General features: G+C 53.6%; 26 protein-coding genes. 11 read left to right on the top strand and 15 right to left on the bottom strand.

Features of this window, described 5'->3' with window-relative positions:
* Positions 1-116: 116 nt before the first annotated feature.
* Together pepT and LPQ25_RS16040 are read left to right on the top strand one after the other, a co-directional pair.
* Positions 117-1,349, top strand: coding sequence for a peptidase T (gene pepT / locus LPQ25_RS16045; RefSeq protein ID WP_004150810.1), 1,233 nt, complete (start codon positions 117-119; stop codon positions 1,347-1,349).
* 282 nt (positions 1,350-1,631) lie between these two features.
* The gene (locus LPQ25_RS16040; protein ID WP_004190938.1) at positions 1,632-2,123 is read left to right on the top strand and encodes an REP-associated tyrosine transposase; all 492 of its coding nucleotides are present in this window, start codon (positions 1,632-1,634) and stop codon (positions 2,121-2,123) included.
* A 137-nt stretch (positions 2,124-2,260) separates the two neighbouring features.
* Here the strand turns inward: LPQ25_RS16040 and LPQ25_RS16035 are convergent, their stop codons facing one another.
* The 3 genes from LPQ25_RS16035 to phoP form a co-directional block, all read right to left on the bottom strand.
* Positions 2,261-3,382, bottom strand: a complete 1,122-nt coding sequence (locus LPQ25_RS16035) for a ribosomal protein uL16 3-hydroxylase (RefSeq protein WP_004176560.1) — start codon at positions 3,380-3,382, stop codon at positions 2,261-2,263.
* 85 nt (positions 3,383-3,467) lie between these two features.
* Positions 3,468-4,934 carry a two-component system sensor histidine kinase PhoQ gene (gene phoQ, locus LPQ25_RS16030; protein WP_015874641.1) on the bottom strand — a complete coding sequence of 489 codons (1,467 nt, stop codon included), beginning with the start codon at positions 4,932-4,934 and terminating at the stop codon, positions 3,468-3,470.
* Positions 4,934-5,605 carry a two-component system response regulator PhoP gene (phoP, locus tag LPQ25_RS16025; protein ID WP_004150807.1) on the bottom strand — a complete coding sequence of 224 codons (672 nt, stop codon included), beginning with the start codon at positions 5,603-5,605 and terminating at the stop codon, positions 4,934-4,936. The genes phoQ and phoP overlap by 1 nt, the downstream gene beginning before the upstream one ends.
* Positions 5,606-5,887: 282 nt before the next feature.
* Between phoP and LPQ25_RS16020 the strand changes: the two genes are divergently transcribed.
* Entirely contained in the window at positions 5,888-6,694 is an 807-nt protein-coding gene (locus LPQ25_RS16020) for an AraC family transcriptional regulator (RefSeq protein ID WP_004179353.1), read from the top strand.
* An 83-nt stretch (positions 6,695-6,777) separates the two neighbouring features.
* A complete protein-coding gene (locus LPQ25_RS16015) occupies positions 6,778-7,140 on the top strand; it encodes a cupin domain-containing protein (protein ID WP_004213084.1) in 363 nt (120 codons plus the stop codon).
* Between the two features lie 54 nt (positions 7,141-7,194).
* Here the strand turns inward: LPQ25_RS16015 and purB are convergent, their stop codons facing one another.
* Genes purB through rluE form a run of 5 tightly spaced genes read right to left on the bottom strand, consistent with a single transcriptional unit; the run spans position 7,195 to position 11,553 of the window.
* Positions 7,195-8,565 (bottom strand): adenylosuccinate lyase, encoded by a 1,371-nt coding sequence (gene purB / locus LPQ25_RS16010; RefSeq protein ID WP_004176557.1) that lies wholly within the window; start codon positions 8,563-8,565, stop codon positions 7,195-7,197.
* Between the two features lie 3 nt (positions 8,566-8,568).
* Entirely contained in the window at positions 8,569-9,210 is a 642-nt protein-coding gene (gene hflD, locus LPQ25_RS16005) for a high frequency lysogenization protein HflD (protein WP_004140557.1), read from the bottom strand.
* Between the two features lie 54 nt (positions 9,211-9,264).
* Positions 9,265-10,371, bottom strand: coding sequence for a tRNA 2-thiouridine(34) synthase MnmA (mnmA, locus tag LPQ25_RS16000; RefSeq protein WP_234599475.1), 1,107 nt, complete (start codon positions 10,369-10,371; stop codon positions 9,265-9,267).
* 56 nt (positions 10,372-10,427) lie between these two features.
* Positions 10,428-10,886 (bottom strand): NUDIX hydrolase, encoded by a 459-nt coding sequence (locus tag LPQ25_RS15995; protein ID WP_004150802.1) that lies wholly within the window; start codon positions 10,884-10,886, stop codon positions 10,428-10,430.
* Between the two features lie 16 nt (positions 10,887-10,902).
* Positions 10,903-11,553 carry a 23S rRNA pseudouridine(2457) synthase RluE gene (gene rluE, locus LPQ25_RS15990; protein ID WP_004150801.1) on the bottom strand — a complete coding sequence of 217 codons (651 nt, stop codon included), beginning with the start codon at positions 11,551-11,553 and terminating at the stop codon, positions 10,903-10,905.
* A gap of 240 nt (positions 11,554-11,793) precedes the next feature.
* Between rluE and icd the strand changes: the two genes are divergently transcribed.
* Positions 11,794-13,044, top strand: a complete 1,251-nt coding sequence (icd, locus tag LPQ25_RS15985) for an NADP-dependent isocitrate dehydrogenase (RefSeq protein WP_004150800.1) — start codon at positions 11,794-11,796, stop codon at positions 13,042-13,044.
* Between the two features lie 116 nt (positions 13,045-13,160).
* Here the strand turns inward: icd and LPQ25_RS15980 are convergent, their stop codons facing one another.
* The 7 genes from LPQ25_RS15980 to LPQ25_RS15955 all read right to left on the bottom strand — a co-directional run bounded on the left by LPQ25_RS15980 (position 13,161) and on the right by LPQ25_RS15955 (position 18,660).
* Positions 13,161-14,288, bottom strand: coding sequence for a site-specific integrase (locus tag LPQ25_RS15980; RefSeq protein WP_014228877.1), 1,128 nt, complete (start codon positions 14,286-14,288; stop codon positions 13,161-13,163).
* Positions 14,269-14,514 carry an excisionase gene (locus tag LPQ25_RS15975; RefSeq protein WP_012542206.1) on the bottom strand — a complete coding sequence of 82 codons (246 nt, stop codon included), beginning with the start codon at positions 14,512-14,514 and terminating at the stop codon, positions 14,269-14,271. Before LPQ25_RS15975 ends, LPQ25_RS15980 begins: the two co-directional genes overlap by 20 nt.
* A 52-nt stretch (positions 14,515-14,566) precedes the next feature.
* Complete coding sequence (locus LPQ25_RS15970; RefSeq protein ID WP_234599474.1) at positions 14,567-16,705, bottom strand: 3'-5' exonuclease; 2,139 nt, start codon at positions 16,703-16,705, stop codon at positions 14,567-14,569.
* Between the two features lie 141 nt (positions 16,706-16,846).
* Positions 16,847-17,191: an Rrf2 family transcriptional regulator gene (locus tag LPQ25_RS15965; RefSeq protein WP_021462580.1), complete on the bottom strand. Its 345-nt coding sequence runs from the start codon at positions 17,189-17,191 to the stop codon at positions 16,847-16,849.
* Positions 17,192-17,233: 42 nt separating this feature from the next.
* Entirely contained in the window at positions 17,234-17,428 is a 195-nt protein-coding gene (locus LPQ25_RS15960) for a DUF1482 family protein (protein WP_021462581.1), read from the bottom strand.
* A gap of 420 nt (positions 17,429-17,848) precedes the next feature.
* Positions 17,849-17,971, bottom strand: coding sequence for a hypothetical protein (locus tag LPQ25_RS27230; protein ID WP_014228882.1), 123 nt, complete (start codon positions 17,969-17,971; stop codon positions 17,849-17,851).
* Between the two features lie 299 nt (positions 17,972-18,270).
* Positions 18,271-18,660 (bottom strand): helix-turn-helix domain-containing protein, encoded by a 390-nt coding sequence (locus tag LPQ25_RS15955; protein ID WP_012542200.1) that lies wholly within the window; start codon positions 18,658-18,660, stop codon positions 18,271-18,273.
* 101 nt (positions 18,661-18,761) lie between these two features.
* Between LPQ25_RS15955 and LPQ25_RS15950 the strand changes: the two genes are divergently transcribed.
* From LPQ25_RS15950 to LPQ25_RS15925, 6 genes are all read left to right on the top strand, one after another.
* Positions 18,762-18,977: a transcriptional regulator gene (locus tag LPQ25_RS15950; protein WP_012542199.1), complete on the top strand. Its 216-nt coding sequence runs from the start codon at positions 18,762-18,764 to the stop codon at positions 18,975-18,977.
* Positions 18,978-18,979: 2 nt separating this feature from the next.
* Positions 18,980-19,534: a toxin YdaT family protein gene (locus LPQ25_RS15945; protein WP_014907826.1), complete on the top strand. Its 555-nt coding sequence runs from the start codon at positions 18,980-18,982 to the stop codon at positions 19,532-19,534.
* Positions 19,535-19,585: 51 nt separating this feature from the next.
* Positions 19,586-20,569, top strand: coding sequence for a DnaT-like ssDNA-binding domain-containing protein (locus tag LPQ25_RS15940; RefSeq protein WP_021462582.1), 984 nt, complete (start codon positions 19,586-19,588; stop codon positions 20,567-20,569).
* Positions 20,481-21,026: a replication protein P gene (locus LPQ25_RS15935; RefSeq protein WP_223274238.1), complete on the top strand. Its 546-nt coding sequence runs from the start codon at positions 20,481-20,483 to the stop codon at positions 21,024-21,026. The genes LPQ25_RS15940 and LPQ25_RS15935 overlap by 89 nt, the downstream gene beginning before the upstream one ends.
* Positions 21,027-21,039: 13 nt before the next feature.
* Positions 21,040-21,480, top strand: a complete 441-nt coding sequence (locus tag LPQ25_RS15930; protein ID WP_021462584.1) for a PerC family transcriptional regulator — start codon at positions 21,040-21,042, stop codon at positions 21,478-21,480.
* 312 nt (positions 21,481-21,792) lie between these two features.
* Positions 21,793-23,556: a sensor domain-containing phosphodiesterase gene (locus LPQ25_RS15925; RefSeq protein WP_014907823.1), complete on the top strand. Its 1,764-nt coding sequence runs from the start codon at positions 21,793-21,795 to the stop codon at positions 23,554-23,556.
* Positions 23,557-23,609: the final 53 nt, after the last annotated feature.

Here is a 23,609-nt window from a genome sequence, read left to right as displayed (position 1 = left end):
CACCATAACGTCGGTTCCGTTATTAAATTTCGCTTTACGGGCTAAAAATGACCTGACGCAATATTTGTCTTTTCTGGCTTATGAATAATGTTGTCACAAAAGAAGAGGGTGGCTACATGGATAAATTGCTTGAGCGTTTTTTGCAGTACGTTTCTTTGGACACGCAGTCAAAGCCTGGCGTTCGTCAGGTCCCCAGCACGGAAGGGCAGTGGAAGCTGTTACGCCTGTTGCAGGCGCAGCTGGAAGAAATGGGACTGGTCAAGGTAACGCTGAGTGAAAAAGGGACGGTAATGGGAACTTTGCCCGCTAACGTTGAGGGCGATATCCCGGCCATCGGTTTTATCTCCCACGTCGACACCTCCCCGGATTTCAGTGGTAAAAACGTTAATCCGCAGATTGTTGAAAACTATCGCGGCGGCGATATCGCGCTGGGTATCGGCGATGAGGTGCTCTCCCCGGTGATGTTCCCGGTTCTGCATCAGCTTTTGGGACAGACGCTGATCACCACCGACGGGAAAACGCTGCTCGGGGCGGACGACAAAGCCGGCATTGCCGAAATTATGACCGCGCTGGCGACCCTGCAGGCGAAAAATATTCCTCATGGCGATATCCGCGTGGCCTTCACCCCTGATGAAGAGGTGGGTAAAGGGGCGAAGCATTTCGACGTCGAAGCCTTTGACGCCCGCTGGGCCTATACCGTCGACGGCGGCGGGGTCGGCGAACTGGAGTTTGAAAACTTCAACGCCGCCTCGGTGACGATAAAAATTGTCGGTAATAACGTGCACCCCGGCACCGCGAAAGGGGTGATGGTCAACGCGCTGTCGCTGGCCGCGCGCATTCATGCCGAAGTACCGGCCGATGAAGCGCCGGAGACCACTGAAGGCTATGAAGGTTTTTATCACCTCACCAGCATGAAAGGCAGCGTCGATCGGGCCGAGATGCATTACATCATCCGCGATTTTGACCGTAAGCACTTCGAGGCGCGCAAGCGCAAGATGATGGAGATCGCCAAAAAGGTCGGCAAGGGACTGCACCCGGACTGTTATATTGAGCTGGTGATCGAGGACAGTTATTACAATATGCATGAGCAGGTGATCGCCCATCCGCACGTGGTCGATATTGCCCGCCAGGCGATGGTGGACTGCGATATTGAACCGCAGATGAAACCGATCCGCGGCGGCACCGACGGCGCGCAGCTCTCATTTATGGGACTGCCGTGCCCAAACCTGTTTACCGGTGGCTACAACTATCACGGCAAACATGAGTTTGTCACCCTGGAAGGAATGGAGAAAGCGGTGCAGGTGATCGTGCGTATCGCCGAGCTGACGGCGGCACGCAAAGGGCATTAATCTTCTCAGGCGGCCCGGTAAGGCCGCGTGTCGGACAAGATGCCGGATGGCGGCTTCGCCTTATCCGGCCTACGGTCCAGCCGGTGAGCGCGGAACCCGTAGGCCCGGCAAGCGCAGCGCCGCCGGGCGTTCAACATTAGAGCGGGTCCTGTCTTTATGCCGGATGGCGGCTTCGCCTTATCCGGCCAACGGTTCAGCCGGTGACCACAGAACCCGTAGGCCCGGCAAGCGCAGCGCCGCCGGGCAAAAGCGATAAGGCTAATACTGAGGAGGGAACCTCACATGTCTGATTATCGTCGCAGTTATATCCCTGGCGGCTGCTGGTTCTTCACCGTTAATCTGCAAAATCGGCGCAGCGATCTCCTGACGCGGCATATTGTTCATCTGCGTGCCGCTACAGCGTCTGTTAAAAGCAAAAAACCTTTTCTGATTAACGCCTGGGTGGTTTTACCAGAGCATATGCACTGCATCTGGACCCTACCTGAGGGGGATACCGATTATTCCGGTCGCTGGCGGGACATTAAAAAAATGTTTACCCGAGCGCTGGCGCAGCGCCATATCTGGCAGCCGCGATTCTGGGAACATGCCATCCGTAATGAAGAAGATTACCGGCGGCATATGGATTACGTTTATATCAATCCCGTTAAGCACGGTCATGTCCGTCGGGTGCAGGATTGGCCGTATTCGACCTTTCATCGCGATGTGCGCCGGGGATGGTATCCGTCGGATTGGGCGGGTGAGGTAAGCGAATTTGATGCAGGCGAGAGGCGATAATGCTCGGGTAAGACATTGCCGCCATCGAAACCACAAAGTGCCGGATGGCGGCTTCGCCTTATCCGACCTACGGTCCAGCCGATGAGCGCGGAACCCGTAGGCCCGGCAAGCGCAGCGCCGCCGGGCAGGATGATGGCTCAGTCGCCAAAGAACCAATAGCCGCTGTTGACCAGCGCTGCCAGCATGGCGAGGAAAGAAGGATCTTCCAGCGCATCGCCAAAATGGTCGGCGCGCAGCGTCAGATGGGTGGCTAAGGCGTCCAGCGCCGGACGGTGCGGGGAGTTGATCTTCTCGCCGTTAACGAATACCTCGCCGTCAATGCGCAGCACCCGCAGGCCGCCCAGGCGTTCCAGGGTATCGCCCTGCTGCAGGGCATCGTAAATCTCATCTGGCTGATACGGCGGCTCCGGCGGCGCGACGTCGAGCTCATGACGCGACTGGGTGATAAACTCGCCGAACCACTGCTTAAAGTGCTCCGGTTGGTTAATCAGACCCAGCATCATCTCGCGCAGGCGGTCGAGTTCGGTCGGTAAAATATCCGCCGGATGGTCGCGGGACGGCACGTCCGGATCGGCGTAGCGCTGGCTGCCCAGTTCGCGCTGGAGGACATAGTCGGCAAAGCCGCTAAACAGCTCGCGGGCATTCGGCGCGCGATAGCCGACCGAATAGTTAAGCGAGTTTTCCAGCGAATAACCCTCATGCGGGAATCCCGGCGGAATATAGAGAATATCGCCAGGCTCCATCTCTTCATCGATGATCGCCTCGAAGGGGTCAACCTGCAGCAGGTCCGGATGCGGGCAGTGCTGTTTCATCGGCACCTTTTCCCCAACGCGCCAGCGCCGACGGCCGGTGCCCTGAATGATAAACACATCATACTGATCCAGATGCGGGCCGACGCCGCCTCCCGGCACCGAGAAGGAGATCATCAGGTCGTCGATACGCCAGTCCGGCAGGGCACGGAACGGATGCATCAGCGCTGCGGACGGTTCATGCCAGTGGTTAACCGCCTGCACCAGCAGGGACCAGTTGTTTTCGCTCAGGTGATCGTAGCTTTCGAAAGGACCGTGACTGACCTGCCATTTTCCATCCTGATGGCTGACAAGGCGGCTATCGACCTCGCTCTCCATGGCCAGTCCTGCCAGTTCGTCCGGGCTTAGGGGGTCGATAAAATTGGCGAAGCCGCGCTTCAATACCACCGGCCGTTTTTGCCAGTAGCGTTCGATAAAGTCGGGCCAGTTAAGCGTTAATTGATAATCCATATTGATATTCCACTGCAGGTGTCTGACAGGGATTATAACGGATGCGGCGCCCTGGCGATGCAGGCGCCGTGAAAAATCTCAACGATTAACTCTGTTTATCTTCCATCTGCTGGCGGCCAAACACCACCTCCATGCAGGCGCCGCCGAGCAGGCTTTCCCCGGCGATGATCTCTCCATCATATTGTTCGACAATTTCACGCGCAACGGAGAGCCCTACCCCCTGGCCGGGACGCAGGGTATCAGCCCGCTGGCCGCGGTCGAAAACGGCCCGGCGCTGGCTCTGCGGGATCCCCGGCCCATCGTCTTCCACCAGGATGTGCAGATGGCTGTCGGTGGTCTGGCGCACGGAAACTTCCACGAACTCCAGACAATACTTACAGGCGTTATCAAGAACGTTACCCATCACTTCCATAAAATCGTTCTGCTCGCCGACAAAAGTGATCTCCGGCGAGATGTCGAGCGAGATATTGACCCCTTTGCGCTGATAGACCTTGTTGAGAGCGGAAGTCAGGCTGTCAAGCAGGGGGGCGATCGGGTGTAATTCCCGGCTCAAGAGGGTGCCGCCGCTGCGCATGCTGGCGCGATGCAGGTAATAACCAATCTGCTGCGAGATGCGGCTTATCTGCTCCAGCATCACCGGCTCCGCCTCGTCGACGCTGATCTTCTCGCCGCGCAGCGAGCGCAGTGTACTCTGCATCACCGCCAGCGGCGTTTTCAGACTGTGAGTGAGATCGGTGAGGGTAGTGCGGTATTTGTCATAGCGTTCGCGCTCGCTGCGAACCAGGCGGTTGAGGTTGCTGACCAGCCGGGTCAGCTCGCGAGTGGTGTTGGGATTGAGCTTTTCGCGGTGATGTTCCTCCAGTTCGCGCACCTCTTTGGCCAGCGACTCAATGGGCCGCAGGCTCCACCAGGCGGCGACCCACAGCAGGGGGATCACCAGCAGCAGGTTGGCGGCCAGCACATAGACAAACCAGCTCCACACCATATAGCTGCGCTTGAGCTCCACCGGAATGGTGTCGACCACCACAATGCTGAGCTGAGGCATTTTGCTGGTGGCCGGGTAGAGGTTGATCGCCACCGAGTGGGTCATCTCAGAGTCGTCGTCCTGTTCGCGGATAGCGTCCAGCTGTTCCTGAATCTCATGGTTATTGCGCAACAGCATACTGCTGCTGTCGACATCGGCTTCAATCTCATGGAAGCCATTGCGTTTCAGCCATTCCGGTTGAATGCGTTTCGCCAGCCATGGAACATCACGCTGCGCCCACAGCAGTTTGCCCTGCTCATCGTAGATAAGGGTCACCGTCGGGCTTTCCATATTCAGGTTTTCCGGGATGTCGACGTCAATAGCGCCGTTTTCCCATCTCGCCAGCATATAAAAGAGATTGCTCTCGCCGCGCAGCAGGCGAAAGGTGGTTTTATCGAAGCTAACGCTATAGCCCACCAGGGCCACCATGCCGTAGGCCAGGGAGAGCACCAGCACCACCCCGGCGGTCGCCAGCAGGAAGCGAACCCGTAATGACAGCGGGAAGATATGCCGCAACAGTCCCTTCATCAGCGCAGTTCGAACAGATAGCCCTGGCCGCGCACCGTGGTGATGACGTCCTGTGGGTATTCAGCCTGAATTTTCTTGCGCAGCCGACCCATCAGCACGTCGATGGTGTGGCTTTCTCGCAGTTCGGCATCCGGGTAAAGCTGGAGCATCAGCGAATCTTTGCTGACCACTTTGCCGCGGTTACGGATCAGGGTTTCCATAATGGTGTATTCAAAGGCGGTCAGCTTGATCGGCTGGTCATTCACCGACAGCTCGCGCCGGGAGAGGTCGACCTGGAACGGCGGCAGGGAGATCACCTGCGAGGCCAGGCCGCTGTTACGGCGCAGCAGCGCCTGCATGCGGGCGGCAACCTCTTCAATATGGAAAGGCTTGGTGACGTAATCATCCGCCCCGGCGCTCAGCACTTCCACTTTATCCTGCCATCCTTCGCGGGCGGTCAGCACCAGCACCGGCAGCGACACGTCGTGGCTGCGCCAGCGGCGGATCAGTGATAAACCGTCTTCATCCGGCAGGCCGAGATCGACGATGGCGATATCCGGGAGATGTTCGCCCAGATAGTAGTCCGCTTCCCTGGCATCTTCCGCCGCATCGACCTGATGGCCCAGCTCCTGCAGCTGAACTTTGAGGTGGTGACGCAGCAGGGCATTATCCTCAACCACGAGTACGCGCATGGCTGTTCTCCCTAGCATTTTCGATAGTAGTCTGACGCTCATTATATACGCAAAATATAAACGGCTGTTAAATAAAGCTTTTTATAAAAAGGGCCCCTGGTGCCCCGGGCTGGCCAGCATTCGGCGGCGCCCTTTGCGCATACTGCATGGAACTCCTTCATTCTATGCGTAATTTCAGTAAACGCCCAGCGGCAGGATGCGAACGGCGAGCGGGTTGGTGATGTTAATTTTTTGTGTAATAGTGCTGGAATCACCCCTCAAGAACGTCGCAGGTTATCCATTATGTCTCAGCAGCAGAGCGCGGACTGGGTCAGGCTGGCGCAATCGCCCAGCCGGACGGAACGCATCGAAGCCTTCTTCGGCGGCCACGGCTATGAGCCGCACCGGCATGATACCTACGCCATCGGCCAGACGATCGCCGGCGTGCAGAGCTTTCACTATCGCGGCGGACTCCAGCACAGCCTGCCCGGCGGAACGATGGTGCTTCATCCGGACGAAATACACGATGGCGAGGCGGGCACCGAGGCGGGGTTTCACTACCGCATGGTTTATATCGAACCGGCGCTGATCCAGAAGATACTCGGCGGCAGGCCACTACCGTTTATCCCCGACGGCTTGTCGGCGGATCCACGGCTACGTCGCGCCGCGCAGCCGCTGTTGAAAGCGGTCACGGATACCTTCGAGCCGCTGGAGGAAGAGGATGCTCTGTACGACCTGGCGCAGACCCTGGCCGTTGTCGGCGGCCAACGTTCCCGTCGCCAGGCGTTTGATTATCAGGCGGCGGAGAGGGCCCGGGAGTATATTCATGCCTGTTTTATGCAGGATATGACCCTCGACACCCTGTCGCAGGTCAGCGGCCGGGACCGCTGGAGCCTGAGCCGGGATTTCAGAACGCTGTACGGCACCAGCCCGTGGCGTTACGTCATGATGCGTCGGCTCGATTTTTGCCGCCAGCGGATGCGCGCCGGGGAACGTCTGGTGGATATTGCCGCCGACGCGGGCTTTGCCGACCAGAGCCACATGACGCGCCAGTTTATCAGCCGCTTTGGCCTCTCTCCGGGGCGCTGGCTGCGGGCTATCCGCGGATAAGGCGGCGCAGGTTGCACAATCGTTCAAGCGTCAACGCGGCGAGGCGAACTATGCTGACTGCCTTTATCATAAGGAGACAGCCCATGTTTCAACTCGTTAATCTTGCTCATAAATTTTCCCTGTTCAGCGAACAATGGCAGCCCAAAGTGGTGGCTGAAATGAACGACTATCAGTTCAAGGTCGTGCGCATCGCCGGCGACTTTATCTGGCACAGCCACCCGGAAACCGATGAGACATTGATGGTGGTGGAGGGGGTATTGCGCGTGGACTTCCGCGACGGGCATGTGCTGGTGAAGGCCGGGGAGATGATCGTCGTGCCGCGCGGGGTGGAACATAAGACCTCGGCGGAGACGGAAGCGAAGCTGATGCTGATTGAGCCGCGCGGGGTGTTGAATACCGGCCACGAGGGCGGCGAGCGGACGGCGGTGAACGACGTTTGGATCTGATCGCTTTCCGGCGATAAAACGCCCCTCTTTCCGGCGGAAAGAGGGGCAGGGCGATTACTTCAGCTCGTCAACCATGGTGGTTGCCCGACCGATATAGTTGGCCGGGGTCATCGCTTTGAGACGCACTTTTTCCTCTTCCGGCAGGGCGAGGCTGTCAATAAACTGCTTCATCCCTTCCGCGTCCACGCGTTTGCCGCGGGTCAGCTCTTTCAGCTTCTCGTACGGTTTTTCGATACCGTAACGACGCATCACGGTCTGGATCGGCTCAGCCAGTACTTCCCAGTTGTGATCCAGTTCGTCCAGCAGGCGATCCTGGTTCAGCTCCAGCTTGCTGATCCCTTTGAGGGTGGACTGATAGGCGATCAGCGCATAGCCGATGCCCACGCCGAGGTTACGCAGAACGGTGGAGTCGGTCAGGTCGCGCTGCCAGCGGGAAACCGGCAGTTTGCTGGCCAGGTGCTGCATGACCGCATTGGCCAGGCCGAGATTGCCTTCGGAGTTTTCGAAGTCAATCGGGTTCACCTTGTGCGGCATGGTGGAGGAGCCGATTTCCCCGGCGATGGTCTTCTGTTTGAAGTGGTTGAGCGCGATGTAGCCCCACACGTCGCGATCGAAGTCGATCAGAATGGTGTTGAAGCGCGCGATGCAGTCAAACAGCTCAGCGATATAGTCATGCGGCTCGATCTGCGTGGTGTACGGGTTCCACTGAATACCCAGCGAGGTAACGAACTCTTCGCTGAACTGATGCCAGTCGACTTCCGGGTAGGCGGCGATGTGGGCGTTGTAGTTACCCACCGCGCCGTTGATTTTACCGAGGATTTCCACCTGGTTCAGTTGACGATACTGGCGCTCCATACGGTAGGCGACGTTCGCCATCTCTTTACCCATGGTGGACGGCGTTGCCGGCTGGCCGTGGGTACGGGAGAGCAGCGGCACATCGCGATACTGGGTCGCCAGATCTTTTACCGCGTCAATCAGTTTGCGCCAGTAAGGCAGAACCACTTCGTCGCGGGCGGTTTTCAGCATCAGCGCGTGGGAGAGGTTATTGATGTCTTCAGACGTACAGGCGAAGTGAATAAACTCTGATACCGCGTGCAGCTCGGCGACGTCAGCGACTTTCTCTTTCAGGAAATACTCTACCGCTTTCACGTCGTGGTTAGTGGTGCGCTCGATGGTTTTGATGCGCTCCGCGTCTTCAACGCTGAAATCGGCGACGATTTTATCAAGGAAACCGTTTGCGTCGGCAGCAAAAGCAGGAACTTCCTTGATCGCTGCGTGGGCGGCCAGTTTTTGCAGCCAACGTACTTCCACCTGAACGCGGAATTTCAGCAAACCGAATTCGCTGAAGATACCGCGCAGCGCGCTGACTTTATCGCCGTAGCGGCCGTCTACAGGGGAAACGGCGGTCAGTGAGGATAATTCCATAGATCACAACTCCGGGGTTAAATGAGCAAGAATTTGCTTTGCCTGGTTAACCAGACGATTACGGGAAAACATAAGCTGCAGACGTCCGCCGCCCACCTGATGCCAGAGCACCGCGGCGCGAATACCCGCCAGCAGCGCTGAGCGTACTTTCGCCTGCACCTGCGGGCTTTGCAGCACGGCAGGGGAGCCGGTCACCTGAATACGCGGCCCCAGCGGGCTTATCACATCGACATAGATGCCCGCCATGGCGCTGAGCAGCGTTTCGGACTGCAGGTCAAAGTGTTCCAGCTGACGGTGCAGGCCGGCGATGCGGTTGCCGAGCGTGTCCATCGCCCCTTTACTGGCGGCGAGCTTGCGCTCCAGCACCATCAGGCTCAGGGTATAGCGGGTGAGTTCCGCATTGAGGCCCTGACGGCTGCTGGTATTGAGCACCCCGAGCAGCGTTTCAAGACCGAGGCGAAGATTGGCTTCACTGCCACCGAACACCGCCAGCGTCGACTCAGGATCGAGGTCGATGATGCTGTTCAGCGACACATGCAGGGCATCGCTGTCGCAATGTCCCTGATGCGCCAGTTGCTGAACCAGTCGCGCCGCCTGGCAAACGCCAGCCAGCGCCAGGGTGATGTCATAGTAATTCTTCGCCACACATACTCCTTGTCAGCCGCCAGGGCGGTTCGTCCCGGCGGAAATAACGCGCGTTCAGGACTGCAGAGGCAGTCGTTGTTCAATAATTCCGCCGCCGAGGCACACTTCCCCTAAATAGAACACTGCGGACTGGCCCGGGGTCACCGCCGCGACCGGCTCATCGAAGCGGACTTCGATACGGTCTTCATCCAGCGCGGTAACGGTGCAGGGGATATCGGTCTGGCGATAGCGGGTTTTCACCGTGCAGCACAGGGTGCCCTGCAGCGGTTCACGGTTTACCCAGTGCAGCTGTTGGGCAATCAGACCGACGGACATCAGGCGCGGGTGGTCATGGCCCTGGGCGACGATAAGAATATTATTCTCAACGTCTTTATCGACCACGTACCATGGATCTTCGCTACCCTCTTTGGTGCCGCCGATACCCAGCCCTTTACGCTGGCCCAGGGTGTGGTACATCAGCCCCTGATGGGTACCGATCTCCTCGCCGTCGACGGTGAGAATTTTGCCCGGCTGCGCCGGCAGATAGCGGCCAAGGAAATCGCGGAATTTACGCTCGCCGATAAAGCAGATGCCGGTGGAATCTTTTTTCTTCGCGGTGATCAGATCCAGCTCTTCGGCGATCTTACGCACCTGCGGTTTTTCCAGTTCACCCACCGGGAACAGGCTCTGGGCAATCTGTTCGTGGCTAAGGGTGTAGAGGAAGTAGCTCTGATCTTTATTGCCGTCGAGTCCGCGCAGCAGCTGGCTTTTACCGTCGACATCGGCGCGGCGCACATAGTGCCCGGTGGCGATGTAGTCGGCGCCGAGGTCTTCGGCAGCAAACTCGAGGAAGGCTTTAAATTTGATCTCTTTATTGCACAGAATATCCGGGTTCGGCGTGCGGCCGGCTTTGTACTCTTCCAGGAAGAGCTCAAAGACGTTATCCCAATATTCGGCGGCAAAGTTAACGGTGTGCAGTTCAATGCCCAGCTTATCGCAGACCGCTTGCGCATCGGCAAGGTCGGCGGCGGCGGTGCAGTATTCCTCGCCGTCGTCTTCCTCCCAGTTCTTCATGAACAGGCCTTCCACCTTATACCCTTGCTGCAGCAGCAGGTACGCGGAGACCGAGGAGTCGACGCCGCCGGACATGCCGACGATCACTTTTTTCTGGCTTTCTGACATGGAAATACTCGCTACATTGAACTTCGAGGCGGCGTATTCTAGCACGCGCTCACCGTTCATTCACCCCCTGTGAACGGCCAGTTAAATGCGCCAATCAGCGACAGCGGCTGCCGCGGGTCCTGCAGGTAGCAGCGAATGCTTTCGGCAACCAGCGGCGAGCGCAGGTTCGGCGCGTTAAGAATTTCCTCAGCACTGAGCCACAGGCAGCGATCGATATCGCTGTCGTGCGGTTCAGTGGCGCACAGATCGCTAAGTTCGATGGCGAACAGGAAGCGCAGAAACGGGGTGTTATCGGGAGCCAGCCACTGATGCATGCGGATGAAATGCTGCGGCGTGGCGCGAATGCCGGTCTCTTCCCACAGTTCACGTTCGGCGGCCTGCAGCAGCGTTTCATTGGCCTCGAGATGGCCCGCCGGCTGGTTCCACAGCGCTTTGCCGTTAATGGTTTCTTCGACGATGAGAAATTTATCCTGGGCGTGAACCACGCAGGCAACGGTGACATGAGGTTTAAACATCGCTTTTCCTTTTCAGTTATTCGGCTTTGCGCCAGTCGCCGTTGGCCAGTCCGTCGAGGGTATAGCCGCCCATGGCGTAGCGGATCAGCCGCAGGGTGGGGAAGCCGACGTGGGCGGTCATCCGGCGCACCTGGCGGTTGCGTCCCTCGTAGAGCGTGATTTTCAACCAGCGGGTGGGAATCGATTTGCGCTCACGAATCGGCGGGTTGCGCGGCCACAGCCAGACGGGTTCCTCGACAAGTTCTACGCCGGCAGGCAGGGTGGGGCCGTCGTTAAGGGTGACGCCGTCGCGCAAGGCGGTCAGCGCCTCGGGCGTGGGTTCGCCTTCCACCTGAACATAGTAGATCTTGCCGGTGCGCTTACCCGGCTGGGTCAGCTTCGCCTGCAGCGCGCCGTCGTTGGTCAGCACCAGCAGGCCTTCGCTGTCGCGATCGAGCCGACCTGCGGCGTAGACGCCCGCCACCGGAATAAAATCTTTTAGCGTGCTGCGCCCGGCTTCATCGGTAAATTGCGGCAACACATCATAGGGTTTATTGAACAAGATCACAGTTTTTGGCTGGCGTTCTTTACGTTGTCTGGTGACTTGTTGTGTGCTGAATCGCTCAACGCGATGTTTTCTAAATGAAGTTTTCTGCATGGTATTTTCAGGCTTTATCAATTGCCGCATTATAGCCTAATTACGAATGCCTTTCATGGACGCAAACATTCAGGTAGTATTGACATGCTCATTACAAATTATTAACAAAAAATTGCTCAAACCGATTCGCACTACAGGCAGGAAGGCGACACGGACGCGATAGCTCCGGTTAGCGGGAAGACCCGGTACGCCGAAGCTGGCCGACTCAGCCAACACCAGGCTCGCGTGAAGAGGGAAGAGCAGAACCAGAAGCGCTCGAAGGAGAGGTTAATGGAAAGCAAAGTAGTAGTTCCGGCGGAAGGTCAAAAAATCACCCTGCAAAACGGCAAACTGAACGTCCCTCACAATCCGATTATCCCGTTCATTGAAGGTGACGGTATCGGCGTTGACGTTACCCCAGCGATGCTGAAAGTGGTTGATGCCGCCGTTGAGAAAGCCTATAAGGGCGAGCGTAAAATTTCCTGGATGGAAGTTTACACCGGTGAGAAATCAACCCACGTCTATGGCCAGGACGTCTGGCTGCCAGCTGAAACCCTCGATCTGATTCGTGACTACCGCGTTGCTATCAAAGGTCCTCTGACCACCCCAGTCGGCGGCGGCATTCGTTCTCTGAACGTGGCGCTGCGCCAGGAGCTGGATCTTTACGTCTGCCTGCGTCCGGTACGTTACTACCAGGGCACCCCGAGCCCGGTTAAACACCCGGAACTGACCGACATGGTTATCTTCCGTGAAAACTCAGAAGATATCTATGCGGGTATCGAGTGGAAAGCCGACTCTGCGGAAGCAGACAAAGTGATCAAATTCCTGCGCGATGAGATGGGTGTGAAGAAAATTCGCTTCCCGGAACATTGCGGTATCGGCATCAAGCCGTGCTCTGAAGAAGGCACCAAACGCCTGGTTCGCGCCGCGATTGAATACGCGATCACTAACGATCGTGATTCCGTCACTCTGGTGCACAAAGGCAACATCATGAAGTTCACCGAAGGCGCCTTCAAAGACTGGGGCTACCAGCTGGCTCGCGAAGAGTTCGGCGGCGAGCTGATCGACGGCGGCCCGTGGGTGAAAATCAAGAACCCGAACACCGGCAAAGAGATCGTGGTGAAAGACGTGATCGCCGATGCGTTCCTGCAGCAGATCCTGCTGCGTCCGGCGGAATACGACGTTATCGCCTGTATGAACCTGAACGGCGACTACATCTCTGACGCCCTGGCGGCGCAGGTTGGCGGTATCGGTATCGCCCCGGGCGCCAACATCGGCGACGAGTGCGCGCTGTTCGAAGCGACTCACGGTACTGCGCCGAAGTATGCCGGCCAGGACAAAGTGAACCCGGGCTCCATCATCCTGTCCGCAGAGATGATGCTGCGCCACATGCAGTGGTTCGAAGCCGCAGACCTGATCGTCAAAGGCATGGAAGGTGCTATCGCCGCCAAGACCGTGACCTATGACTTTGAACGTCTGATGGAAGGCGCTAAACTGCTGAAATGTTCAGAGTTTGGCGACGCGATTATCGCGAACATGTAATCTGGCCCCAGATTATGTCAGAACGGGAACCTGGTGGTTCCCGTTTTTATTATTAGTTTTCGAACGGTTATCAAAATTTTATCAAAACAAGTTATCAAAACCCCTCCCGAAAAACCTCATAAGGCCACCGTTGTCCACCCCTTCCCACGATCATCATGGTACCTATCCGTTTGTTGTTGAGTTTTATGTCCAAGTAAATCTTTCGTGTTTATACCTTGGGCTTTATATAACCGCTCGGAAAGCGATCTTTGTTCATGGAAAGTTGCCGGTGTACCTTGTCCCCAGTCAATATCTGCACTGTCTCTTGCCTTGCTGAAATTCATGGTCAGTGTTCTGGGTTTCACCTGTGCTCCTCGCTCAGCCTGTGAGGTGGTTCTAAAGAAATGAACCAAATAAGGGCTTACTGCATAATCCCGGCAACGACTGATTACATCTCGGAGGCTCCAGTTGATTGCGTTGCAACGCAGAGCTAATGGTATAGCGATTTTGCTTCCGGTTTTCTCTTGCTCAACGTGTAGATGATCGTCCCAGATGTCCGAGAATTTCATACGGGATATATCACCTAGTCGCTGTCCTGTTACTATGGCTAAAAGCATGGCGTTCCCCATGTATTTGTGATTTTCATCGGCTATATCAAAAATCTTTTGCCATTCCTCAAGAGTGAGGCGCTGGCGAGTGATCTTTCTACGAGGTTGTTTAGTTGCTAGTGCAGGGTTATAACCAGGAGGTACTTCTCCCGCATGCTGAGCTTCTTTAAAAACATCTATTAGGACAGAGCGAATGACCTGAGCCATTCTGGGTTGTCCCTCTGCTAAATATTCATCAAGAATTTGCGCAACATCTCGAACATTGACAGCGGATATTAATTTCATTCCTACCCGTTCCTTAAGCAGAGATACTGGTTTTGCTTTTTGTTTGATAGTGTTTTCTTTAATATCTCCGGACTTCAATCTTTCCTGCTGAATCTTCCAGTAACGTTCAAGCCAGGTGTTAGTTGATATTGATTTTCCTGAGCTGGTGGAAATTCTGTCAGTGATTGCCATTATCTGGCGGGTTTGTTGTTCCGCCAGTCTTTTATTTGCTTCAATAGCTATTGCCGTGGCCTCTGCTTCGTCTGTTCCTAGACTATGAAACTTACCAGTTATCGGGTGCTTATAACGCCAATATACTTTATTAACCTTTCTGCTGAAGAGCGGGTATAAATTTGGAATAGATATATTATTTTTACGTGGTCTGGCAGCCATCGTTCAAAATCCTCTGCAAAAGAACAGGGTCGCTTTTCTTTACTACAGGAGTGGTCAATGTACCGACCAACTCAGCATCCTCCCTGACGCGCCAGAATCGACCTTCTTTTTTGGCTGGGGGAGAAAACATATTCTGTTTAGCATAATTCCTGAGAGTGGAAACACTTGGAGGATTGCTTCTGTATTTCTCGTTTGCCCACTCTTCAAGGGTTAACATCTGGAGCATATGTTTTACCTCATCATGGCCCATTGCTGGGCCAGTATCTGAAAATACAAAATCAGTTTTGCATCAATTTTTGCAGCACCTGATTGCCGGCAATTATTCGCTGCCAGATCGCTGATACATAGCGGGCCTGATGAATAGCATCAGCGAGGGCATTGTGACGAGACCCTTCAAACGGGATCGTTGTTTTGGGGTCGAAGCTAATGGCTTGGCCGAGCTCTACCATTGTTCGTACGTCCCGATCGTTCCAGTATTCCCACGGATAATCTTCAGCAATGCAATCGTAAGAAGAACGCAGAATAGAGTTGTCGAATGACGCACCGTTACCCCATACCTGCGCCTTTTTGCTCCCACCAGCGACATTATCAGAAACAAATTCTCTGAACTGGAGTAATGCATCCTGCAACGGGATAGCATCATCATTTACGATCGCAGAGCGTGCTTCGGAGGACTGCTTAAGCCACCAGATAACAGTAGATGGATCGATTACGGCGCCCCAGTTCACGGAGGATTCAAGGCATACGACTTTATAGAAACTTTCTCCAATAGAGCCGGTTGCCGGGTCAAAAACAACCGCACCAATAGCGACGATAGGGGCGTTATGTTTTTTACCCATGGTTTCCAGATCAACCATAACGTGAACATAATCAATTGGCTGATCTTCCTCCTTATTATGATGACCGGATTCAATATCTACAGAATCCGTTTGATGAACAACTTCATCTGTTTTTTCTTTTTGGTTAACCTTGCCCGTAACGTCAACAAGACCTTCAATGGAAAATACTCCGTCCCCAATTTTTGAAACTTCAGGCTGCCTGGTCTTGGTAAGGTCTTCGGTTACCCACTTCGGATCCGTAGGGTCGCTAACCCCTTCAACATATTCGCCGCGCTCGGCGGCCAGAACCTGATTAGCGTCCGGACGTTGCTTTTGAGCCTCTTTTACCAGTTCGGCACCAACTGCTTTAATGTCGGAGGAGAGTGTTTCCAGTTTTGCGCTGCTATCCTCTCCGGCGATTACTTGGTTTGTTGCATCCAGTGTGACTGCAGCAGATGGAATATGTCCCGCCTTGGTAAGCGTCTCAGCGCTCGGGGTATCATGCTTATGTCCAGTCAGATTCGCGTTGATGTAGCCACGCAACCGATCTGGAAAAGGAGTTATTCCACTGGATGCTTCCCTGATCAGTGCAAAAATCGCTGCACGGGAATAATCAAGGATGCCTGGTGTGCTCCGTAATGCTGCAGACCATTCTTTAAATGGACTTTCTTTCTTCTGTACTATTTCCTTCGCGCGGCGGTGGACTGATGCCGGAAAATTATAGATGTCAAAATCCATAGGCATCGTTGCAAGAGCGATCTCTATATCCAGAGTATCCAGCGAATGCTGATAATCCGGATTGCGGTCAGTTTTGTTACCGCCGCCAGCATTGGCGCCGGCATCGGTTTTGTTTATTGAGGTGATATAGTTTCCAGCAGCCCATTCCTTTGTAAGGATCCCGCGGTCAATGTGCGACGTTTCAAGCCACAATTTGGCGAACTGAATTTGCTTGCCGAGCTCATGGCGTTTCCCCACAGGAAATACGCTCTTAAATGCACTGGTAAATTTCCACAGGCCAGGCATATCATATTTTTTAAGCTCCGGAATATTTTCTGCCGTCAGCAGCAGATTCTGCACACCGTGATTATCCGTATCCATTTCCATCGCTGAAAGGCGGTTACGATGAGGAATGCTAATGTGATACACGTGACGCTCGTCGGCCATATACTGGGCAAGCAGCTGCGTGCGGAATGACATTTCCGCCAGGTTGAAGAGTGCTTCTTCATTGTTCGAATAGTCCTCTTCATCGCTATTTGCAGGAGAGATATCGTTTTCTGGTTTACTGGAGGGCTGTGGTTCAGCAGCCGCTGGCGCAACGATTTTTTGCCATGTCAGCCCGTCTTCACCACCAAGCTCGTAGCGATCGGACCAGGTGTCATCCAGTACACCTTCTTCCGGTAAGTCATCAACGATGAGCCAGTTGGTGCGGATCGGCAGCTGATGGCTGGCGCCGCGGCCAACGTTAATTTCAGCGTCTTCCAGGATGTCCAGGATTTTGCGCTCGGCGCGAGAATCGGATTTAGCAGAGAACCAGCAGAAGAGACTTTTCGCTTCGTTTGCTTTTGCCTTCGCTTTAATGAGATACGGGTAGTTGTTCATTGCGTTTGGGCTCCTTTGGATTGTAAGATACCCGGCAGCTGATGGCAGCCGCCCTGGTGGTGGTCATTGGTCAAAACTCGATTCCGGAAAGCTTTGGTCGGCTGACCGGGTACTTAACCCGCCTTGCGCGGGTTTTGTGCTTTATGGGGCTGGCGAATCGGCCCGCAGCAGCTGTGATACGCGAACGTCGTCAAGCGCTCGCAGGATAGGCTCAAAAGTTTTATGGGCTGGCAGTTTAGATACCGCAGTGATCACTTCTGTAACGGTGATGTCATCGCCGCGGGGGCTATAACCACCACCTGGGCCACGCTGTGAAATTACCAGGTTACCCGCCCGCAGCTTTTTGAAGATCTGCTCAAGGTATGAAGTAGACAGCTTTGACTCTTTACTGATGGCCGTCAGTGAAACGGGCGAGCCGTCATAGAGCTTATTCAAAGTGGCGGCGGCCTGGACAGATGCCAGAACGCGTTTCATTCCAAATTCCATAATCACTTCTCCGGCCGTAACGGCCATTGGTCAAAACTCGATTCAAAAACTCGCTGCAGGCTGTTGGTCGTCAGCCATGTTTTGTGCATTTCGGTAGGGGAGGCACTGGCCCTGTACTTTTTGTTCATCGGCGTTGCTGTTGCAACTGGCCTCTGATGGATAAACACCGATCAGAACATCAGAGCATTCACCAGTGAGAGCACAAACGCTGATGACAAGGGCAAACAGGGTATTCATGCCTCAGCCTCAGGGTTTCCTTTCTGCGCCAGCAAGTAACACAGCTGGCGTAGTCTCACCTCGAACCAGTTCAGGCGGGTCGCCTGGTTCCCGGTAGGTACTCGGGCAAAATCCTTCATAGTTATCTCCAGTTAACTCAGTATTAGGATGTGGTTTTGCAATGCGGCGCCGGGTGCCTCCCGGTGACGGCAGCCAGTTAACAACTACCGACGACAACTTTTTCCCCACAACGTGTGAATAACCGCCATGTTTACTTTTTTAACTGTGTCGCGTGCGCATAGCCGCATTCACCGCATTGCAAACCCTGATTTTTTATTTTCACTACTTCGACGCGCTTCGTCGGTGGTGTCGTGACGCTGATCTTCACGATTGAGCTTTTTCACCCTGCAATTCACCACCACGAAGCGCGCAGGATTTCCATTACATTTCAGAAGAGGCGCAGTCTGCCGGCTTACCTGAAAGCGCCGCGGTAAACTCGCTGAAACTCAGCGCCTCCTCACCTTCAGAGAGGCTTTCAAAATAGTCTTCATATGCTTTATCCATACTCATTTCTTTCCCTTAAGGCCGGGCAGCCGAACGTTGAACCTGCTGCGATTGATATTGCTGTCATCTCATCCGGTGTTTCGTATGCCGCCGGCAGCTACTTCGTGGGCTTCCTGCCTCGATGACTTGCTGCGATGGAATGATTAAAGCATTGGTTTATGTTTGATGTCAACATTGGATTTATACAGATGCAAACTTTTGCTTTAATCGAGACAGGGGAGCTGTTGGAGTGATTGAGGCTGCGCGGCAGGCAAAAAAAAACCGGCATTTGCCGGTTTCATGGGGTGAGATCAGAGATGTTAGTTAGTGTCGCTAGCCTTAAATCGACCACGGAGATATTTCTCAACATAATCATCGATTTCTTTTAGGCGGACTTCAAACGTATCAATCATTCTCTCTTGTTCAGCCTCAGGTAACTGCCTAAACAGACGTAACATTTTGCTCTCATTTGGCTTGAGGCCTGAATCTTCAGATACTTTCTCTCCAAGCAACCAAGTTACAGACACATTGGCAGCTTCCGCGAGGGCAATTGCGGACTTTTTACTGATTACTCCTTTCTTAAACCACCCATTCACCGCTTGAGGTGTAACTCCAGCAATGCGAGCCATATCCGCCTTGCTGATCCCTCTTTGAGTAATTTCTTCCAAACGAGCAATCAGTTGGTTGTTGAGTTCTTCAGTGTTTTTCATAAGCCCATTGTAAAGGTTTAGTTTATAGTCACAATAAATTAAAAATTTGCATTGAATATAAACCTATGCTTTATTATGCCTAACTTAACGAGGAGATAGATATGACAGCCCTTGATAACGCAATTCGAGTAGCTGGCTCAGCCAATAAATTAGCATCAACGCTTGGAGTAAGCGGCATGGCAGTAAGTCAGTGGAAAACAAAAGGTATTGTGCCTTCATCGCGAGTTTTACAGGTTTTTAATGCAACGGGCGTTACGCCTCATGAATTACGTCCTGATCTATATCCGAATCCGACGGATGGAATACCTAAGGAGTGACCATGCAAACCACCTCTTTTGAAAATCATACTCCGGTGATGAGTATGCAACTGAAAACGGAAAATCAGTATTTGCCCCGTCGGCGTGACGGCAAGAAATGCCGAGCCATTTTGGCCGCCGTTCAGGAATGGGAGTCCTCATTACCTGGGCGTGCGCAAGACCACGTCGCGCAGCTGGTGGCCGAACAGTGGGAGAAACAAAACGGGCGCGGTATCAGCGTCAATAAACAAAATCTGTATCGCTACCTGAAAAACGAGGGCGGTTCAGAGAAGTACACCAGTTATGTCATCCAGCTTTCGGCGGCGATCGCTGATGCAATGCCGATAGAGATCGCGCGCAAACATGGCCTAAAACATGGCTTAACTGAAACTGAGCTGGTGGCCAATGCAATCAAAGAATGCAGCGAAGCGCACCAGGCCAAGTTACTTGGCGCACCTCTGCAGAAACTAGAGCGTGAAATACGGGAAGCTGCAATTGCACTTTTTAACATGCTCCCTGCAGATGCGGCGGGACCACTACTGGCGAGCATCAGCGCCGTAGCGCCGCAATTTTTTTAATCGAGTTTTGACAATGACCACCAGCACCAGCTGGTTAATAAGAGGTTTCAGATGGCCCGCATCAGAACAGTTAAACCTGAATTCTGGACAGATGAGAAGGTGGTGGAATGTTCAATTCCAGCGCGTCTCCTGTTTATCGGGTTGTTCAACTTCGCCAACGATATGGGATGCCTTGAGCGTTCGCCAAAACGGTTGAAGATGCAAATCTTCCCTGCGGACGCGCTCGATTGCGAACCACTAATACAGGAACTGATTACTCATGGATTACTCACTGAGTATTCAGTGAATGATGTCTGCTATTTGCAGATTAAAGGTTTCCTTAAGCATCAAAAAATAAACAGGCCTTCGGCCTCAAAAATACCTCTTCCGCCAGAATTCACTGAGTCTAAGGCAGGAAAGGAAGAAAAGAGAGTCCCTAATCAAGGAGGGCTCAGTGAGGACTCAGTGAATCCTCATGGAGGACTCACTGACGGAAAAGGAAGGGAAGGGAAAGGAAAAGGATCAAACCCCACTCTCTATGCGCAGGAGAGAAATTTTCCCCAGCAACCTCAGTATCTGCCTGGAGTGGATATTCCGATCGGGAAATTCGCCATGCACGACCTTTGGCTGCCGTCACAGGACTGGCCGCGACTGGCTGCTACCTGGGGTATAGCGCTTCCCGAACCGGCATACCTGCCGACAGAGCTGGCAGAGTTCACCGCGTACTGGAAATCCGAGGGGAAAGTGTTCACTCAGATTCAGTGGGAGCAGAAATTTGCCCGCAGCGTGATAAGTGCCAGAGCCAAATCTAAACCACAACCAGCAACCGGAGGAAAAGACCATGCAGGAATTCAACCAGTTAACACCGCATCCCGGGCAGTTCAGGAAATTCAGGCAGCCAGAGAACGCTGGGAAAAGCAAAACGGACTTGCTGGCGGCGGATACGGCATGGCGGCTTTGGACAGTCATGGGGGAAATATTTTCGAACCGGTGGACCCAGAAGAACGGGGCGGCGCCCTCGGATATGTGGATTGCCCAGATTGGATCGATGAGTGAAGCCCAGATTACTCTGGTCTGCAGTCAGTGCATGGAGCGCTGCGCCGCGGGTAACACATGGCCACCGGATCTGGCTGAATTCGTTGCTCTGGTATCTGCCAGCGGTGCTAACCCGTTCAATCTGACATCCGAATCTGTAATGGCGGAATACAAGCGCTGGAGGAATGAGTCTTACCGATACTCGGGCAGCGACAAATACTCATGGAAACAGGATGTTCTCTATCACATTTGCATTGAGATGCGCAGAACCGGAGTTGAGAGGAACCTGACGGAGGGAGAGCTGAAAAAACTGGCAGAAAACTTACTTACGAAATGGACCAAACACCTGGCTAACGGGTTTTCGATTCCGCCAATTCGTCAGCAGTTGGCAGCACCGAGACATCCAGCGGGACCGACGCCAGCACAGATTCTGATGGAAGAGTACAAACGCCGCAAGGCGGCAGGTTTAACCAAGTAAACGAGTTTTGACCATGGCCAAACAATCAAAAACCAAAGTAACCAAAGCACAGATGGTGCTTGCCATCGTTAGCCGGACGCCAGAATGCGTCCTGCAGGATGTCTGCGATGCGCTCGACTTGCAAGCCAGTACAGCAGGTAACTTGCTGCGGCAACTCCATGCCGCGGGAAAACTCCATCGTACCCATAACGGTTGCCAGTATGTCTACCGGGTTGTTGCAGGCGTTGAGGTTCCCGATGTTGCCCTGCCGCAGACTGCAACACCATTATCTGAAGAGGATGTGAAAAAAGTCCAAAACGCACTGTCCCTGGCGAAGACGCTGGAAGACAAAAAGCTGTGGCGCCGGGCTGCGACTGTTTACACATCGATGCTTGGGATGACTACAACAGCAAACGAACTCTGGTTGCTTGCCAAAATGCGTAACCGCTGCCTGCGCAATGCGACGAGGTGCTGATTATGCCTAAAATGGAATCAACAGCATCTGGTACGGGATGTTAAAGTTAAGTTCAAATATTCCGGGATGAGGCAAAGCTGAGATGTCCGCTGAGTGCCAGGAGCGGACATTACTGACACAAACACAACCAGCAAATGGATTACTGGGCAGCCGGGGGCGACATTTCCGGGAGACAATCAACTGGAAACATTTTAATGTGAAAGTTTATGCAGGTCACAGCGTATGTATTACCATATGCCATTGGAAGAATGATGCATGCTACCTTTGAGTGTGGAATAACCAGAAGCCTATTGCGCCGGAGGATGTCTTGCCATGTTGACCGATCTCAGCAGAGATGAAAGTAAAAGACTTGCGGCAATCGACTTGTTGAAAAATCCTGACAAGGGCCGGGATGATGCGTTAAAAAAATATACTCATCTAATATGCCAATTGCTGAACATGCCGATGGGCTTTGTTTCTGTTCTCGATGAAGAAAAGCAATACATCAAATCAGCCCAAAATGTTGCCGTCACGGAAATCAGCCTGAGCGAGGCATTTTGCGTACAGACCCAGGAACAGAGTAAGACATTCATTTGTCATGACACTCATCAGCACCCTACCTTTCGTGACTATCACGCGGTGAAAGAGGCTCCATTCATTCGCTTTTATGCAGGCTGCCCACTTAAAACCCAGGATGGAGTACCCATAGGTACCTTGTGTATCCTCGATACTCAGCCCAGGGAACTTTCAGACGAGCAGCTCGATCTTTTTGAAAAGATTGCAGGACTTATATCGGATTTTCTGGCCTCGTGGCACTCCGTCGGCTACCTCGATATAGTCACGCTATTACCAAACCGGCAGCGACTGCTGAAGGATATAGAGGTTTCAACTGAAGGCGCATTCAGGCTCGTCATTATTGATTGTATTGATATGCCATTAGCCTACGAAATGGCTCGCTCCCTCGGTATGACAGCCGTAGAAAATCTACTTCGTAATATGGTCGCAGAGCTGCAGATCCGCCTGCCTTTAGAAGGGCCGCTCTACGCCGTGGCAGTTGGACGATTTGCCTTTTTTACCCATAAGGAAAAAATTCGGACATTAGAAGATATCTCTCAAAGCCTTCAGGGGATCCAGGCCAGGTTTACCCCTGAAGTTCCCCTTGATCTGGATATTCACATGGGTGACTCCGGGCTTTGCGATAAATCCCTGACATCGAATGAAATACTGCGCCGTGCAGTCAGCGCATTGCATGAAGGGATAAGTCAGGGGCGCCGGTTTACAGTTTATGATGACGCACTGGATAGCCGTAAGAAGACTGATTTCAGCCTTCTTACTGAAGTTAGGCAAGCGCTACATGAAAACCAGGGCTTATATCTGGTTTATCAGCCGAAAATCTCACTGGTGACAGGGCGTGTGACGGGAGCCGAAGCTTTGCTTAGATGGCAACATCCTAAAAACGGCGAAGTGTTGCCGGGTGTGTTTATTCCTCTGGTCGAAAAGACCAGCCTGATGCGTGAACTCACAGCATGGGTTATCGATCACACGATTGTGCAACTGAGTGCCTGGCAAAGCCGTGGAGTTTCTTTACCTGTGTCGATTAATCTGGCTGCCAGTGATTTTTCAAGACCAGATTTCTGCGATGAGCTGGAACAGAAAATGCTGGACGCACGTCTGGATCCCGCCCTGCTGGGGGTGGAGTGTCTGGAAACCGAGAAGATGCTGGAAAGCCCCGCTGCACTTATCGGCCTGGACATGCTCAAACAACGCGGATTTAAAATATCTCTGGATGATTTTGGTTCCGGATACAGCAACATTAATTACCTGCGACAAATCCCGATGGACATCATCAAGCTTGACCGCTCTATTGTGAGTAAGGTTGCTGGCGACAATGCCAGCCGCATCATTGTTCGCAACGTTATCACACTCCTCAAGCAGCTCGACTATATCGTTCTGGCCGAAGGAGTCGAGGACGCCAGGACCGTTGATATTTTAAGAAGGCTGGGCTGCGATGAAGTTCAGGGCTATTTTTTTGCCAAACCGATGACCCCTGATGCTTTTGAAACCTGGTATCACGGCAGAGACGAAGCCTTAAAGTGAACGAGTATTAAGTAAATACGTATGGTCGCCTGCCCGTAATATACAAATAAGAA

This window comes from Klebsiella sp. KPN54798, from assembly GCF_021184225.1.
Taxonomy (GTDB): Bacteria; Pseudomonadota; Gammaproteobacteria; order Enterobacterales; family Enterobacteriaceae; genus Klebsiella; species Klebsiella pneumoniae.
The sequence above is the reverse complement of the archived record's forward strand: the minus strand, read 5'-3'. Positions and strand labels throughout refer to the sequence as shown.